Here is a 16,656-nt window from a genome sequence, read left to right as displayed (position 1 = left end):
TCAGTTGCAGGTGACGCCGAGACTCTCGCGGGTGATCAGCTCGACCGGCGCATAAAGCTCGTCCGCCTCAGGCGGGCCACCGGCGAGAATGGTGTTGAGCTGCGTCGCCGCGATATTGGCCATTTCGCCAAAGCCCTGTCGAACCGTGCCGACATAGGCCGTGCAGCCCTTGATCAGCTCGATCGCCTGCGGGTTGCCGTCGATGCCGGCGATGATGATGCCCTTGCGGCCCGCTGCCTCGATGGCGAGGTTGGCGCCAATACCCGGTTCATCCCAAGCGGCCCACACGCCGTTGATCGCGCCGTCGCCCGGATTGGCGAGCAGCAGCGCATCCATGGCGGCGCGGCTGTCGTCGATCTGGCCCGGCACCTGCACATAGTGCTCGCCCACCTGCTTGATCTCGGCATTGGCCTTCAGCGCATCGTCGAGCGCGATCTCGCGCTGGTGCACGCCCGGATGCGCCGAGTGGAAGAAGCGCACTATGTTGCCCTTGCCGCCGAGCTGCTCGAACAGGAACGTGCTCATCGTCTGGCCCAGCACATAGTTGTCCGAGGTGACGTTGAGCGAGGTCGAAGCGTTCTTCGCTCCGTCGATGGTCACCACCGGGATGCCGGCGGCCTTGGCCTTGTCGACCTGGTCCTGGATCTGCGCCGGATCGACCGAGACGAGCACGATCGCATTGACTCCACCGGTGGTCGCGTCCTCGACGCGGCCCGCAAAGGCGCCCATGTCGCCTGCGGTGTCGACCACGTCGACGGTCCACTGGTACTCAGCCGCCTTGGCCTTGAACGCCTCGATCATCTCACCGGTCGCGGTCGCCGCGAGGAACGGGGTGATGACCGACACCTTCTCGCCAGCGGCGAGGGCAGCCGGCGACACGCCGAGCGCGAGGGTTGCCGCGAGCCCGAGCGCTGCGATGGTCTTGAACATGGTACTACCTCCTGAGAATTCCGGTCGCGACATTATCGGCGCCGCCCCGGCGCGCAAAGCCCTGCCGACAAGGATTCCGTCCGGCCGCTCAGCCTGCGAGAAAGCCGCCGAGCCCCACATCGCGCGCCGATGCTTCCAGCTGGTCGAGCGTCGCTGCATCGATCGGAATACCGCCCGCGACCCGCTCCTGCTTCGAGGTCAGCTCGGGCTGCCCCGGCAGCTGCACCCCACCCTCGGACGTCACCCAGCCAAGCACCGCCTCCAGCTCTTCGGCGAACAGTCCGGCCGTCCCCAGCCGCTCCGGCGAGACAATCACTGAGAACATCGAGTTGATCACGGTCCCTTTCCCCGGCCCCACATGCTGCGTCGGCGCTCCGACCAGCGCCGCGCCGAGCAATTCGCAGGCCAGCATCATGCCCCAGCCCTTGTGCTCGCCGAACGTCGTCAGCGCCCCCGGCGGATTCTCGAACAGTTTTCCAGGATCGGTCGTAGGGTTACCGGCGCTATCCAGCAACGCCCCCGGTGGGATCGGCACACCCTTGTTATGCGCCACCCGCACCTTGCCCGAAGCCAGCGTGCTTGTCGCGAAATCCACCACCACCGGCGGCAGGCCGTCGCGCGGGAACGCCGCCGCGAACGGATTGGTCCCGAGCCGCGCCTTGGTCCCGCCGAACGGCGCGACGATCGCCCCGGCGACCACGTTGACGAAATGCAGCGACACCATCCCCGCCGCCGCGCACTGCTCGGCCCAGTGCCCGATGCGGCCGATATGGTGGCTGTTGCGCAGGCTGACGATCGCGCTGCCCTCGTCCCTGGCGCGCTCGATGCCCAGCACCATCGCGTCATGCGCCATCACCTGCCCGGCGCCGAGACCTGCATCGCAGATCAGCATCGCACCGGTGTCGATGGCGACACTGAGCTTCTGGTTCAGCACTAATCCCTTGAACCGCCGGCTGCGCAGGTACATCGGCACGACGCCGACGCCATGCGAGTCATGCCCGCGCAGGTTCGCCTCGACCAGATGCTCCGCAATCAGCTGCGCCTCGCGCACATCCGAGCCCGCAGCGCGGAACACGGCCACAGTGCTCGCCTGCAACTGCTCCCACGGAACATTGGTGTAGCTCGGTTCGGACATATCGTGTGGTCTCCCGGTCGTCGCATACTAGCCGCGGCGGCAGTGGATACTTGGTTCGGCGTTCCAAAACACCCCCACTTTCGGTGCGATGGCCGTGCTATCAATGCATTGCATAGGCCATCCGACTCGAGTTGCGGTTCAGTTCTCGATCCGCACAGCAGGAACGAGCTCATGACCCACGACGAAAGCAGCCTCACCGACGATCTCGACGCCTTGCTCGAACGCGCCGACGTCACTCCGCCCCGGCGCGCCCGACGGGCTGAAATTACCTTGCACCAGCTTCGTATCTTCCGGGCCGTCGCCCACTACGAGACGCTGACCCGCGCCGCCAAGCACCTCGGCCTCGCGCAGCCCTCGCTGTCGCAGCAGCTCGCGAAACTCGAATCGACCGTCGGTGCCCGCCTCTTCCGCCGCCACGCTTCCGAGATGGCGCTGACCGAAGCCGGCATCTTCCTTCTGCCCAAGGCCGAGCAGATCTTGCGCGGCATGCAGGATCTCGAGGACGGCCTGACCCGCTTCTCCGGCGGCCAGCGCGTCACCCTCCGCCTCGCTGGCGTCAACTCCGTGCTGCGCGTCGTCCTCCCCACCGCCGTCACTGCCGTGCAGGCCAAATTCCCGGAAGCCGATTTCGACATCCAGGAAAGCGCTCCCGGCGACATCCTCGAAATGCTCTACAGCCGACGGGTCAATATCGGCCTCCTCGCCGCCAACTCGGTCGCCGAAGCCGGCGTCGGCTTCATGCAGGTGCCGGTGATCGAGGACCCCTACGTCCTCGTCGTACCCGAAGGCCTCGATCTCGACGGCGTACGCTGCATCGACGAACTGCGGCCCGACGAAGCAGCCGTTCTGAGCCGCTCGATCCAGTTCATCTTCGGTACCCAGCACGCCAAGCGCGTCGCTGATTGGTACGATCATATGCTGCCCGAGCATCGCGTCGTCGCCCAGTGCCGCAGCTTCGAGGTGGCGCTTGGGCTCGTCCGTGCCGGGTCCGGCATCTGCTTAGCTCCGGCGCTTTCGACCATCAGCGGCGGCTCTTCGCTCGACGGCGTCCGGCTCTATCGCATCAATGCCGAATCCCGCCGTATCGTCGCGCTCGTCGCCTCGCAGTACCGTCGGCAGGAGCCCTATCAGAGCCTGATCGAGGCGCTGCAAACCGCTGGATCACAGCTCGTCTTGCCGACGATTCGCGCTACCCCGCCGTTCCTCGACCGGCCCTCTCTCTCCGATTTCTAGGCTAGAGCCCGAACTTCTCCATCACCGCCTCGACCTCGTCGGTCACGTCCTGCTCGTCGCGCCCTGAGCGCCAGAGGTCGTCGATCTGCTTTTTCACCGCCGGGTCGAGCGCTTCCCAGTTGCGCTCCCACTCGGCCAGCTTGTCGGTCCAGTAGCCGGTGATCGAATAGCGCGTTGCCGGCCACTTCAGCTCGTGCCGTAGGTACTTCCGGATCGGCCTCACGGTCTTGGCCTCCGACGCCACCCACACATAGACCGAACGATCGGTCGGGAACGTCATCGACTTGACCGCGTCCTCGAGCCGGCTCGCCGCGATGCCGTTGCCGGCGCCATGGAGCCACACGATCTTCAGCTTCGCCCTGGTCTCGAACACCTGCTCGTGGCTCTTGTCCGGCACCTCGACGATCGCCCGCGCCTCGACAGTCTCGCTGAGCCCTTCGAGCAGGCGCCCCAACGCCGGCAGGCCCGTCGCATCGCACACGAACAGCTGCCAGTCGGCATCCGCCGGTGCCTCGTAGATCGGGAATGGCTCTCGCAAGACGATCTCGTCGCCGGGCTCGGCCGCCTGCGCCCATTCGCTTGCTCGACCATTTTCATGCACCACAAAATCGAGGTCGATCTCGCCGTCGCGGAAATAGCGGATGGTGTAGCACTCGCAATGCGCCGGCTTCTTGCCCTCGGGATATTTCCAGAAGCCCTGCGCATCGACCTCGGGCAGCACCAGTTCGCCGGTCTCGGGGTCGGGGAAGAACAGCCGCACGTATTCGTCGCCGACCCCGGTGGTTTTCAGCGCCTTGATGTCGTCGCCGCCCAGCGTCACCCGCACCATGCCCGGCGTCACCATCCGGCGATTGAGAACCGTACCCTTGATCAGCTTCAGCGGCGCCATACGTCGAACCCATCGCTCTAAACAACGGGTACTGCGCTACTAATTTTGACAACAGCAGTCAACTTATAGGTTGGGCTGGATGCCTCTTGGCCCTCCCCCGCAGGGCGGGGGAGGGGACCAGCGAAGCTGGTGGAGAGGCGGCCAAGCGAGCAGTCGGCATACCTCTCAAACGTCCAGCGTAATCCAGACCGGGGCGTGGTCGCTCGCCCCTTCCCTACCGCGCACGTCCCTGTCGATGCCGGCGCCTTTCAGCTTCCGCACGAGGCCCTTCGAGATCAGGAGATGATCGAGCCGCAGCCCCGCGTCGCGTTCCCAGCGGTTCCGCATATAGTCCCAGAACGTATAGAGCGTCTCATCCGGGAAGCGCTTCCGCAGCGCGTCGGTCCAGCCTTGCGCGAGCAAGCGCGCGAACTGCTCCCGCGGCCCCGGCTGCACCAGCGCATTGTTCTTGTACGACGTCGTCACATAGATGTCGCGCGGCTCCGGCACGATGTTGAAATCGCCCGCGATCACCACCGGCAGGCCACTGTCGAACAGCTCCGCCGCATGCACGATCAGCCGCTCGCCCCAGCTCAGCTTGTAGTCGAATTTCGGCCCCGGCTGAGGGTTGCCGTTCGGCGCGTATAGGCAGGCGATCACCACCCCATTCACCGCCGCCTCGATATAGCGCGCCTGCCTGTCCTCGGGATCGCCGGACAGCTCGTCCGCCGTCAGCACCGGCTCTGCCCCCCGTGCAAGGATGGCGACGCCGTTCCAGCTCGCCTCGCCGCGCCACACCGCGCCATAGCCGGCATTGGCCAGCGCCGTCGCCGGAAACTGGATGTCGCGCGCCTTCAGCTCCTGCAAACACACCACGTCCGGCTTGGCCTCGGCCAACCACGCCAGCAGGTTGTCGAGCCGACGGTTGACGTTGTTGATATTGAACGTGGCGATCTTCAAAGCGGGTTACGGCGCGATGCGCCCGACCCACGCGGTGACACTATCCGCCACGGTCTTCAGGTGATCGGCCGTCGAGAAGCCGGAGATCGCCTTCCGCGGTTTGAGGTCATGGTCGCCATCTTCGAGCCACTTCACCTCAATCTGCGGCGACAGCCCATAGGTCGCCACTTCGTCCGGCACGCCGAACTCGTCCCGCGTCCCCTGGCAGATCAGCGCCGGCGTCTTGAGCCCGATCAGGTGCTTGGTGCGCAACTGCGTCGGCCGCCCCGGCGGGTGGAATGGATAGCCGAGGCACAGCAGCCCCGCGACCCGCCCCGCCTCGAACTCTGCGTCGGCGATCATGCTCGCCACCCGCCCGCCCATCGACTTGCCGCCGATGATCAGCGGCCCATCGGTCGGCCCGAGATCGTCGATCGCCGCGACATATTCCACCATCACCGTCTCGGCCTTTGGCGGCGGCTTCCGTGTCCCCGTGCGCCGGCCCGCCATGTAGCCGAACTCGAACCGCGCAACTCGGTATCCGGCCGCCGCCAGCGCCTTGGTCGTGGCGTTCATCGACGCCGAATCCATCGGCGCCCCGGCGCCATGCGCCAGCAGGATCGTCACCCGAGCATCCTCGGGACCGTCGAAGAGAAAATCCGTCGACATCAGCCTGCCGACTTCCGCAACTGTGCGTCGGCATAGGCGATACCCCGCGCCGCCGTCCGCGCCCACTCCGAATTCTGGTCGAGCTCGAGATAGCGCACCCACCAGCGCCGCGCCTGCGCCAGCTCGCCGGCGTCATACTCGAGCGTCGCGAGATTGTAGACCGCATCGGCATAGTCCGGATCAATCTCGATCGCCCGGCTCAAATGCTCGCGCGCCGGCCCGATCTTGCCTTCCTCGCGCAGCAGCCCGGCATAGTTGAACCACGCCTCGACGAACTCCGGGTCTCGCTTGATCGCCTGCATGTACGAGGCCGCGGCATCCGAGTTGTCGTGGATCGCCCTGAGGCAGTTACCCCGGTTATAGGCGGCCACGGAATCGCTGGGGTCGATCGCGAGGCAGTGCCCGTAGAGCACCGCCGCCTCGGCAAACAGCCCATTGGCCTCCGCCGCCTCGGCCAGCTCGAAATACTGCTCGGACTCGTCCTCGACCGGCGCCAGCGGCAAGATGCGCTGTCCATCCAGTTCCGCCCGATCGTCGCCGAACAGCGCATGGATGCGCTTGGGACCGCCAGGATGCAGCGACATCGCCGTCAGCGATTGCACCGGCCCCGACCGATGCACCGATCGCGCAATCGCCCCCCAGGTCGCACCGCCGGCGAGCAGCCCGGCGTACTTGCGCGACAGGATCAGGTCGCGGAACGAGTACGGCTCTGTGTGATGCTCGAACGCATCGAACAGCACGAGCAGGTCGAACGCCCGCGCCTCGAGCTTGGATTGGTCGAGCAGCGACTGCCGGCTGAGGTTCGATTGCTCGGGCGCCGACAGCAGTCCCAGCAGCCGCAGGAACCCGTTCTCGCTGATCAGCGCCGCGCCGCTCTCGCGCAGCGCCGCCACCTTGGCCTCGATCTCGGCATCGGAAAGCTTGTCGAGCAGCGTTTGCCCCAGCACCAACGTGCTGGTATGCCGCGTATTACCACGCCGCAGCCGGCTACCCTTGGTCGCCAGCGCCCGCGCCGCCAGCCGTCGCGGAAACGCACTGAGCGCTCCCACGATGCCGATGGTGCTGTCCGCTTTCCGCATCAGGCGATTCTACGGGTCACGTGGGTGATTTGCCAGTAGCGAGAAAAGAATGACTCGGGGAGTGACATCGGAACTCTGGCTTGCGATTTCTTTAGCGAAAACAGGGGGATCTCTTGTTCCGTTGGATCGTCGCACCAGGCCTCCTGAGCCTTACGTTTGCAGCGAGCAGTGCTGCCGATGAAATTGTTTCGATCGATCGCTTTTGCGCTGACGAGACGTCCCATCAGATTGTGTTCCTGCCCGAGGCGACGATCGCGCATACTGATGAGTATGCGCTCGAATGGGCGGCACATAGAAAACTGGAAGTGTTCTTGGAGGACGAGCGGGTGCGCGTGTTTATCACTCCACCATTCGAACCCGCCGACGCAGCCGCCGTGATTCTGGTTGGAGAGATGTCGATGTTCGTGTCGATGGTGGCCCACGCCGAATGCCCCATTGGAGCAACTCGCACACCGATAAGCGTCAGCGTAAAGGGCATAGCCGTCGTCCAGACCGACCACGGACCTGATTTCGCGAAGACACCGTAGCCCGATACTAAGCCTTCTTCCGCGCCGTCCCCGACTTCGCCGCAACCGCCTTCGAAGCCTCGACCGCCTCCTTCAGCGTCGGCTTCTTCGCCGCAGGCTTCGCCGGCTCGGCCTTGGCCTTGCTCGGCGCCGCCGGCTTGCTCTGGCTCAGGCTGGCCTTCAGTGCATCCATGAGGTTGACGACATTGCCGCGCTCCGGCGCCTGGGCGATGATCGGCTTGTGGCCCTTGAGCTTCTCGCGGATCATTTCCATGAGCGCGGCCTCGTAGCGATCCTCGTAATCCCTAGGATCGAACTGCTTGACCTTCTGCTCGATGAGCTTTTCGGCCAGCTGCAGCATCTCCTCGTCGGGCTTGCCGACGGGGATATTGCCAAAATACTCGGCCGTGCCACGCACCTCGTTCGGGTTGCGCAGCGTCGTGACGAACATGCCCGTCTCGCGCGCCCCGATGGTGATCACCCGCTCGCGGCTCGACATCACGAGGCGTGCAATGGCGAGTTTGCCCGACCGGCGCATCGCCTCGCGCAGCACCACGAACGTCTCTTCCGCCATCGCCCCATCCGGCGCCAGGTAATACGGCGCATCCTGGTAGATGACGTCGACCTCGTCCTCGTCGACAAAGGCCTCGATGTTCATCGTGTGGCTGGATTCGATCCGCACCGCCTCGAGGTCGCTCTCGTCGATGATGACGTATTGCTTGTCCTCGTACTCGTAGCCCTTGACGAGGTCGGACCGCTCCACCAGACCCAGCTCCGGGTCCACCGGCTTCATGTTGATCCGGTTATGCGTGTCCTTGTGGAGCTGGTTGAAAGTAATGCGCTCCGACGCGGTCGTTGCCGGAAACATCTTCACCGGGCAACTCACGAGACTGAGCTTGATATAGCCCTTCCAACTTGCTCTCGGTGCCAACGTCGCCTCCTACGCGCGCGTACTACGTCCAGCCTTTGACAATGCAGGCAGATCACGAGCGGACTCGTTAATCTCGGCCCACGGATCGCCGGTCGTGGTTAACAATCCTGGAAGCGTAGAATAGTTCAGATCGACGGGAGCGTCGATGCTCTCGAGGTCCCGCCAGTCGAGCGGCGTCGAGGCCGGCATGCCCGTCCGCGCCCTCAGCGAATAGGGTGACACCGCAGTCGCACTCCGCGCATTTCGATGGATATCAATAAGGATCCGGCGCTTGCGGTTCTTCTCCCCGATTACCGTGACGAAGGTGTCGGGCGCGGTCTTCGCCAGCACCGCTGCGATCTCGCCCGTCGCGGCATGCACCTGCTTCCAGGTGAGCTTGGGCTTGATCGGTACGACGAGGTGAATGCCCTTGCCGCCCGAAGTTTTGACGAACGGCACTACGCCCATCGCCTCCAATTCGCCCTTCAGATGCACAGCCGCCTCCACCACCTCCCGGAACTCGATTCCCTCGCCGGGATCGAGGTCGAACGTCACCCGGTCCGGCTTCTCGAGATGGGTGAGATGCGTGCCCCAGGCGTGGAACTCGATCACTCCGAACTGCGCCAGCGCGAGGTATCCCTTCGCATCCTCGACCGTCAGATAGGTCTTGTCCTCCTCGTCAGAGTTCTGCGTCTCGAACACGTTGATCGATGCCGGCATGCCCTTGAACGCGTGGCGCTGGAAGAAGCAGTCCTTGACCATTCCCGTCGGGCAACGGAACAGCGACACCGGCCGGTTGAACAGATGCGGCAGCATGAAGTCGCCCACCGCCGCGTAGTAGACCGCGATGTCAAGCTTGGTCGGCCCGCTCTTCCCCAGCACCCGCCGCGTCGGATTGGTGATCGAGATCGAGGCGAGGTCGGCATCGGTGATCAACCGCTTGCGCGGCGCCGCCGACGCGGTCAGTTCAGCCTCGCCGTGCAATCCCTTGAACACCGCATGTCGCAGCATCCCGTCGGTCGTGCGGTTGGCGAAGTGCACATGGCAGCGCAGCACCGGCTGCACCCAGATGATGTCCTTGGGTGCCCCGTCGAGCTTTAGCGTCGCATCCCGCAGCGGCTCCAGCCGGCGTAACAGCTGCCCGAGCATCGCCGCATCGAACCCAGTCCCGACCTTGCCGCGATACTGCAGGTCATCCCCGACCCATTCCGCCAACGCCAGCGACGCCAGCCCCTCCGCCCTATCCGACACGGTATAACCTGCTATGACAAAGTCGCCGGTGTTGAGCGCCTTGATCTTCATCCAGGTCGTCGTGCGCCCCGATTGGTAGGTCGCATTGGTCCGCTTCGAGACGATGCCCTCGAGTCCCATCTCGGACGCCCGCTCGTAGAGCCCCTCGCCATCGCCGTCGACATGGTCGCTGAACTGGATCGCCGAGCGCCCGCTGACATGCCCGCCCAACACCTGCGCCAGCAGCTGCTTGCGCGTCACCAGTCCCACCCCCCTCAGGTCGTAGCCGTCGAGATAGAGCAGGTCGAACGCATAGAAGTGGAGCTTGCTCCCCGCTCCCTCCGACAGCGCGTCCTGCAAGGCTGCGAACCGTGAGATGCCTTTCTCGTCCAGAACCACGATCTCGCCGTCGATGATCGCCTGCTTGACCGGCAGCTTGGCGAACTCCTTCGGCAACTCGCCATAGCGCCTGGTCCAGTCGATGCCGCTGCGGGTGATCAACTGCACCTTGCCGTCGATAACATGCGCGATCGTGCGGTAACCGTCGAACTTGATCTCATGCACCCAGCTCGATGCCCGCGTCTCTTCCGGCGGCTTCTGCGCCGCGGTCGCCAGCTGCGGCTCCACCTGCCCCGGCGGCGGCGCCTTCACCGCCCCATCGAGCTTTGCCGGCTTCAGCACGGCAACCCGCTTCGGCTTGCTCGCCGCGAGCAGCTCCTCCGTCGTCAGCCCCGACTTCACACTCTCCGGCCGCGCCGCGAGGATGTCCGTCTCGGTATCGACCGACGGGTCGTGCTCCTTGAACAGCAGCCAGTTGTCCTTGCCCTCGTCGCCGGGCCGCCCTTTGAGCCGGGTCAGCATCCAGCCGCCCTTCAGCTTTTCGCCCCACAGCCGGAACTTGAAGCCGCCCTTGCGCAAGCCGGTGTCGACATCCTCCATCGGCGCCCAGTCGCCCGTATCCCAGACAATCATCGGCCCGCCGCCATACTCGCCTTCGGGGATCACCCCCTCGAAGTCGATATAGTCGAGCGGATGATCCTCGGTATGCACCGCCAGCCGCTTGTCGGCCGGATTGAGCGACGGCCCTTTCGGCACCGCCCAGCTCAGCAGCACGCCATCATGCTCGAGCCTCAGGTCATAGTGATCCGCCGTCGCCGAGTGCTTGTGCACCACGAACCGCGTCCCGCCAGCAACGCTCGTCGCGCCCGCGGGCTCCGATGTCTTTGAGAAATCACGCTTACCGCGATAACTGCTGAGTTTGTCGGCCATGCGCGAACGCTAGGATGTGGCCACGGAAGCCGCAATCCCTCGTCAGTAGTCCGTCTCGTAGAACACGCCGACGCTCGAATCCCCATCCGTCCCCGTCGACACCTTCGCCTTCAGGTCCCTGGTGATATCGAGATTGACCGTCACCCGCGAATTCCCGTCCGCCCCGGCCTGCACCCCGAGATAGATGTTGTCCTGCAGGTACGCGCCCGCCTGCACGGCAAGGCTGCCGTCCTCGTTGGTGACCACATCGAGATCGTCGAGCCCCGCTCGCGCCCGCAGCGAGTCGACCAGCGAACTCCCGCCGCCCGCCAGTTCCGCCGCCGCACCGGCAAGCTTGGCCAGCTGGATCGGGGTCAACTCACCCATCGAGCGCTTGAACAGCAACCGCGCCAAGACTTCATCCTGCGGCAGCGGCGGGTTCGAGGTGAACGAGATATCGAGCTCCGACACTCGCCCTGTCACATTGACGAACACCGTGATGCCATCGCCCTCGGTCCGCGCCGTGAAATCGAGGAACGGGTCGAGATCACCCACCAGCGACACCGAACCCTCCTCGAACGTCACGCGCTGCCCGAGGATCGCCATCCGGCCGCGATTGAGCTGGAAGCCGCCCACCGGCTGGATGTCGTTGATCGACCCGGTCAGCCGAACCGACCCGCCCACTTCCGCATCGAGCCCACGCCCTCGCACGAAAATCTGGTTGGGCGCATTCACGCTCACATCGAGCTGCACCACCGAGGGCCGCCGTTGCGGCATCGGCGCGCCCGACGGCGTCACCGCCGCGCGCTTCAGCGTCGCCTTCACCGGCACCGGCGTATTGATGTTCCGCACATCGACCAGCGTCCCCGAAGCGCCGAAGCTCTCGGGAATGGAGATGTCGGCCTTCTCGATCATCACATTGCCCGACAGCAGCGGATTGCGATCGAGCCGGCCGGCAAGCGCCAGGTCGCCCGACATCGTCGCGACGAATAGCGTCCCGTCCGCATAGCGCGCCGAGTTGAGCCGCAGCGCCACGTCCACCGGATTACCCGCCCCAAGCCCGACCGTACCCGAAGCCGAAATCGACCCGCCCGTCGCGAGGTTCGCCGACAGGCTCTCGATCCGCACCGTCTCGCCGCCGAGGCTCGCCCGCCCGTTGATATCCATCAGCCGCAGGTTCAGCGCCGGATCGATATAGCCGGACCCGGCCGTCAATATCGTGCCCGAGAACTGCGGTCGCGCGAGGCTGCCGCTGAGGCTCGCATCAAGTGTCGCCGTCCCGCTGAACTGCCCGCCGCGATCGGCAACGAACTGGTTGGCAAACGCCAGCGGTGCCGAGCCCCTGACGGCAACCTGCAGCCCTGCCCCGCTCAGCGGCACACGCCCGCTCGCCGTCATACGCAAGCCGTTGCCGCCATCGGCGCTGGCGCTCTCGAGCGTCACCACCTGCCCGGCGATATTGCCCCGCGCCACGACCTGCAGCGACCTGAGGCCGAAGCCCGACGCATTGGCGCTGACGTTGAACACCGTCTGCCCACCGCGCTGCGTCGCGGTGCCGGTCAACGTCGCGATCGACAATTCGCCCGCCGTGATTGTCCGCCCATCCACCGTGCCGTTGATGGCGAGATCGCCGAACAGGTCAGTCACCACAGCCTTGATATCCGCCGAGGCCACCCGCACATCCGCCGCGCGGATATCGCGCGCCGAGCCGGTGACGTCAGCGTTCTGCTTGCCACCCACCGGCGACAGCACAATCCGCGCATCGGCGCTGCCCGAGGCATCAACCAGCAGCAGCGCCGCGGCTGTCGAAATGTCGGTCGAGGTCAGGTTGAGCGTCCCGGTCAACAGCCCCTGCGCGTCCTGCACCACATCGCCGGTGACCTCGGTCGGCCCCGCCGTGAAGCGCAGCCCGCTCAGCCGGCGCGTCTCTGCATCGGTCGCGACATCGCCTGCCAGCGTCACCCTGAACTTGTCGAGGAACGCATCGCCGCTCAGCGCACCGGTCAGCGTCCCGTCCTCGGCCAGCGTTCCGTTGAACCCGAACGCGGCATTGTTGAGCACCTTGCCCGCCAGCCGCCCGCTCGGCACCGTCGCCGCCACATCGAGCGCAATCGCGCCCTTGCCCTTCGCCGTACCGACCAGCGACAGCGCGCCTTTGGCCTGCTCGGAGACCAGCGCCAGGTCGCTCAGATCTGCCGTAAACCGGAAGTCCGCCGCCCCGGTCGCAAACGTCCCGTCCGCCGCGATCTGCACCCGGTCGTTGCCCAGCCGGAACCCCTGCGCCTCGAGCCCGGCTTCCGTCCGCGCCACGCGACCGCTCAGCTTGACCGTTCCCGCCAGCACCTCGTCCAGCGCCGGCTCCGACAGCGCCAGCCCTTCCGCCGTACCATCGAGATTGAGGTTGAACCCGCCGATCAGCGGGCTGACCGTCCCCGACGCCGCAAGCTTCAGCGCTCCATCGAGATCGCGCCCGGCAATGCCCGAGAACGGTGCGATCGAACTGGTCTCGATCCCGACATTGCCGTCGAACACGAAGTCATCGACGGTGCCGTTCAGCGCCAGCGTCAACGCCTTCCCGGCCAGCCGGAACTCGGCCAGTTGCACTGGTTGCCCGGCATTCCACAGTCCCGCGAGCCCGAGGCCCACGCTGTCGCCCAGCGCCGCCTGCACGTCGGCATCATCCGAGACGATCCCGCTCGCCGCGCCATCGGCGTTGAACGTCACCCGCCGCGTCGCCGGGTCTTCGATATTGGCCGCAACACCGCTGCCCTTGAGCGTCACTTCCGACGCCTTCAGCCCGCCATTGACGAAATCCCGCGCCACGAGATTGGCCGTCCAGCCATCGCTCGTGCCCGTGCCGTACTCCACCTTCAGCATCGCCGCGCCGATCGAGGTCGCCGCTCCCGGCACCGGCAGCAGCACTGCCTCCCCCGCCGGATCGGCAATCGCCGCCGAGAGCTGCAGCCGGCTCAGGAATCCATCCGCCGTCGTCGCCGCCGAACCCTCGAGCGACAACTGACCGCCGCTGAGCTTCAGTCCGGAAATATCCACCCCACCCGTCGACCGCACCAGCGCCGTCGCCTGCAGCGACGTCTGCGCCCCAAAGAACGGACGGTAGGTCGGCGACACTAGCGTGCCGATCGGCCCGCCGAGATCGGCCTTGACGGTCAACCCGTCCGCGGCCTGCGCCAGCGTCGCAACGCCCTCGAGCGCCCGCGTCCCGCCGGCATCGAGCGTCATCGTCGTCCGCAGGTCGTTGACCGGCCCGGTGCCCCTCACCGCCAGTGCCATCTCGGGCTTGCCCTCGATATTGAGGAGGTTGGCCAGGATGCCGTTCGGCGGCTCGGTCAGCGTCACCCCGATATCGACCGTGTTGTCGGCCTTTTTGTAGGCAACAGCGACGTCGAGCCGCCCGCCCGGCCCATCGAGCCGGACGATGTTGAGCGCGGTATCGAGCGAACCACCTTCGAGGCGGAGGTTCCCCTCGACCGAAATCTCGGATCCCAGCCCGAACACGCTCTCCCCGAACGTCACCTTCGGCACGCTCAGCTTGTCGAGCTCGATCGCCACCGGAAACTCCGGGATCGACAGCGGCGCCGCTTCCGGCGCCGGCAGGTTGGGGTCGCCGCTCGGGATGGCGTTGCGAACATACTCGATGCTCTCAGCCGTCAGCGACCGCACCAGCAGCCGCCCGGTGAACAGCGCGCCCTGATCCCAGTCGATCGCCGCATTGTTGACCCGCAGCCACACGCCCTCCTTGTCGGAGATCGTCACTTCGCGGATCGAGGCGGTCGAGGACAGCGCGCCATCGATATTGGAGATGCGGATCTGCCGCTCCGGCGTCGACAGCTGCCCTTCGACGAAGCCGACGAACCAGTCCTTCTGCTCCTCCGGCGTCATCTGCTGGACGTCCTGCGCGACGAGGGGGATCGCGACCATAAGGCCGAAACCGATCATCATCAGGATGCCGAGCAGCCGTCTCAAAATGCCTGTCCTATGCCGACGTAAATGCCGTAATCCGCGTCGCCCTTGCGCTTGTTGAGCGGGATGGCGACGTCGAGCCGCAGCGGCCCGAGCCCGGTGTAGTAGCGCACGCCCGCGCCCACCCCGAGCCGCAACTGTTCGAGCCCCGGGAACGTGTCCGCCGCGACATAGCCGCCATCGACAAAGGCGACGACGCCGATATCGTTGGTCACCCTGTAGCGCGCCTCGAGCGAGCCCTCGATCAGGTAGCGCCCACCGCTCACCGTGTCGTCCGGCTGGTCCACGCCGATGCTCTTGTAGGCGTAGCCGCGCACCGACCCGCCACCACCGGCAAAGAACAGTCGGTCCGGCGGCGTCTCGTCAATCGACGGCCCGACCAGCGCGCCGATCTTGGCGCGCCCGGCCAGCACCAGTTGATCATCGCCAAGCATGCGCAGATAGCCGCGCACCTCGGCCGTCGTTCGGAACGCTGCGTTGCCGTAGTAGAACTCGTAGAACGGCTCAGCCGTCACGTTGACGTAGAAGCCCTCGGTCGGGTCCGTCGTACTGTCCCGCGCATCCCAGATCAGCCCGCCGTTCAGCCCCGCCAGCGAGAAGTTGCGCTCGCCATAGTCATCCTCGAACAGCGACCGCTCGTAGTAGAGCGAGCCATCCAGCGTGATCTCATCGAGATACTGCGTCATCCCGACCTTGGCCGAAGCCGAAGTCTCGGTATAGGCCGGCAGCACGCTGCGCTCCGCCGCGATCGCCGCAACAAGGTCGTTGTCCGGATTGAGGAAGCCGGGCTTGGTGAACGTGCCGCCGAACGCATAGTCGAATTCGGCCGTGTTCACCGGCCAGTTGATCCCCGCCACCTTGGCGTCGAGCCGCAGCCGCTCGGCCCGCCCGAACAGGTTCCGCCACAGGTGGAAGCCTTCGAGCCCCAGCCCGTCGATGGTCGAATAGGTCGCGCCGACGCCGAACCGGCGATCCGCCTGCTCCTCGACCACCACATTGAACGGCAGCACCCCGTCACTCTCTATCGCGCCCGCCGCTTCGACCCGCATGGCCCGAAACACATCAAGCCGCGCCAGTCGCTTCTCGGCCTTCGCGATATCGTCCGGATCGTACTCGTCACCGGGCTGCAGCCCGGTCATCTCAGCCACGAACACCGGATCCATCCGCCGCGTGCCGCTGACCCCAACATCGCCAACATAGGCCCGCCCCCCCGGGGTGATGGTGATGGTCACGTCTACCGTGTCGGTCGCGTGGTCGGCGACGACGTCGCGTTTCTCCACCGCCGCTTCGGCATAGCCCTGCTGCCGCCAGGCATCGAGCGCCAGCAGTTCCGCCTTCTCGATCACCGTCGCCCTGGCGACCAGCCCAGCCCCGAACCCGACGCTCTCGGGCGGATCGACGCGATCACCCGCATCGGAAGTCGGCGGCGCCGCCGGTGCGATGCGCACGCTGCCGAACCGGAACAGCGGCCCGGCACTGACCTTCAGCACGACGGTCGCCGGATCGGGCAGAGACGTATCGGGCGGCAAGTTCGCTGCCTCGCGTCCGTCGACCAGAATACTGATCGTGCCGCCGAAATAACCCTGATTGTAGAGCGCCGCGAGAATATGCCGATAGTCGCCGCGCGCCTTGGCGATCAGCCCAGCCGCGCCGGAGGCCGGCGAACCCTGGTCCCGAAGCAGCGACGAGGCATTGCGGATCGCCGACTCGACTTCACTCGTCGCCGAGGTTTCCAGCGTTGCCGAATAGGGCTGCGGATCGCCGATCACCGCATCGGCGTCGATCTCGCTCTGGTCCTCGAACAGCTTGAAGCCGAAGATGTCGAATGCCGACGCGCCCGTGCCCGAAAGGAGCACGAGGCCAAGCATGCCCAACGCTGATCTTACCCGCCGCACTAACAGTCCCGACTACCCCTGCTCGGCTGCCGC

At 65.8% G+C, this 16,656-nt stretch carries 12 protein-coding genes; 2 read left to right on the top strand and 10 right to left on the bottom strand.

Features of this window, described 5'->3' with window-relative positions:
- Both ACOYW5_RS19375 and ACOYW5_RS19370 read right to left on the bottom strand, forming a co-directional pair.
- Window positions 1–930: a sugar ABC transporter substrate-binding protein gene (locus ACOYW5_RS19375; protein WP_423066522.1), complete on the bottom strand. Its 930-nt coding sequence runs from the start codon at window positions 928–930 to the stop codon at window positions 1–3.
- An 88-nt stretch (window positions 931–1,018) separates the two neighbouring features.
- Complete coding sequence (locus tag ACOYW5_RS19370; RefSeq protein WP_423066521.1) at window positions 1,019–2,065, bottom strand: malate/lactate/ureidoglycolate dehydrogenase; 1,047 nt, start codon at window positions 2,063–2,065, stop codon at window positions 1,019–1,021.
- A gap of 171 nt (window positions 2,066–2,236) precedes the next feature.
- Here ACOYW5_RS19370 and ACOYW5_RS19365 point away from each other — a divergent pair, with 171 nt between their 5' ends.
- Window positions 2,237–3,298, top strand: coding sequence for a LysR family transcriptional regulator (locus tag ACOYW5_RS19365; protein WP_423066520.1), 1,062 nt, complete (start codon window positions 2,237–2,239; stop codon window positions 3,296–3,298).
- A gap of 1 nt (window position 3,299) precedes the next feature.
- Here the strand turns inward: ACOYW5_RS19365 and ACOYW5_RS19360 are convergent, their stop codons facing one another.
- From ACOYW5_RS19360 to ACOYW5_RS19345, 4 genes are all read right to left on the bottom strand, one after another.
- Window positions 3,300–4,187 carry a siderophore-interacting protein gene (locus ACOYW5_RS19360; RefSeq protein WP_423066519.1) on the bottom strand — a complete coding sequence of 296 codons (888 nt, stop codon included), beginning with the start codon at window positions 4,185–4,187 and terminating at the stop codon, window positions 3,300–3,302.
- A 165-nt stretch (window positions 4,188–4,352) separates the two neighbouring features.
- Window positions 4,353–5,126 (bottom strand): exodeoxyribonuclease III, encoded by a 774-nt coding sequence (gene xth / locus ACOYW5_RS19355; RefSeq protein ID WP_423066518.1) that lies wholly within the window; start codon window positions 5,124–5,126, stop codon window positions 4,353–4,355.
- A 6-nt stretch (window positions 5,127–5,132) separates the two neighbouring features.
- Entirely contained in the window at window positions 5,133–5,774 is a 642-nt protein-coding gene (locus tag ACOYW5_RS19350) for an alpha/beta fold hydrolase (protein ID WP_423066517.1), read from the bottom strand.
- On the bottom strand, window positions 5,774–6,853 hold the full coding sequence (locus ACOYW5_RS19345) for a tetratricopeptide repeat protein (RefSeq protein WP_423066516.1): 1,080 nt from the start codon (window positions 6,851–6,853) through the stop codon (window positions 5,774–5,776). Before ACOYW5_RS19345 ends, ACOYW5_RS19350 begins: the two co-directional genes overlap by 1 nt.
- A gap of 113 nt (window positions 6,854–6,966) precedes the next feature.
- Here ACOYW5_RS19345 and ACOYW5_RS19340 point away from each other — a divergent pair, with 113 nt between their 5' ends.
- Window positions 6,967–7,380: a hypothetical protein gene (locus ACOYW5_RS19340; protein WP_423066515.1), complete on the top strand. Its 414-nt coding sequence runs from the start codon at window positions 6,967–6,969 to the stop codon at window positions 7,378–7,380.
- Window positions 7,381–7,387: 7 nt separating this feature from the next.
- On the opposite strand, the gene ACOYW5_RS19335 is transcribed toward ACOYW5_RS19340, so the two are convergent.
- From ACOYW5_RS19335 to ACOYW5_RS19320, 4 genes are read right to left on the bottom strand one after another with little or no spacing between them, the layout of a single operon-like run.
- A complete protein-coding gene (locus ACOYW5_RS19335; RefSeq protein ID WP_423066514.1) occupies window positions 7,388–8,290 on the bottom strand; it encodes a Ku protein in 903 nt (300 codons plus the stop codon).
- Window positions 8,291–8,299: 9 nt separating this feature from the next.
- Window positions 8,300–10,768, bottom strand: a complete 2,469-nt coding sequence (gene ligD / locus ACOYW5_RS19330) for a DNA ligase D (RefSeq protein ID WP_423066513.1) — start codon at window positions 10,766–10,768, stop codon at window positions 8,300–8,302.
- A gap of 42 nt (window positions 10,769–10,810) precedes the next feature.
- A complete protein-coding gene (locus ACOYW5_RS19325) occupies window positions 10,811–14,731 on the bottom strand; it encodes a translocation/assembly module TamB domain-containing protein (protein WP_423066512.1) in 3,921 nt (1,306 codons plus the stop codon).
- Window positions 14,728–16,596 (bottom strand): autotransporter assembly complex protein TamA, encoded by a 1,869-nt coding sequence (locus ACOYW5_RS19320; protein ID WP_423066511.1) that lies wholly within the window; start codon window positions 16,594–16,596, stop codon window positions 14,728–14,730. The genes ACOYW5_RS19325 and ACOYW5_RS19320 overlap by 4 nt, the downstream gene beginning before the upstream one ends.
- Between the last annotated feature and the right edge of the window lie 60 nt (window positions 16,597–16,656).

The organism is Devosia sp. CN2-171 (assembly GCF_049354815.1).
GTDB lineage: Bacteria > Pseudomonadota > Alphaproteobacteria > Rhizobiales > Devosiaceae > Devosia_A.
Note: the sequence above shows the minus strand (reverse complement) of the source record. Positions and strands in the feature narration are given on the sequence as shown.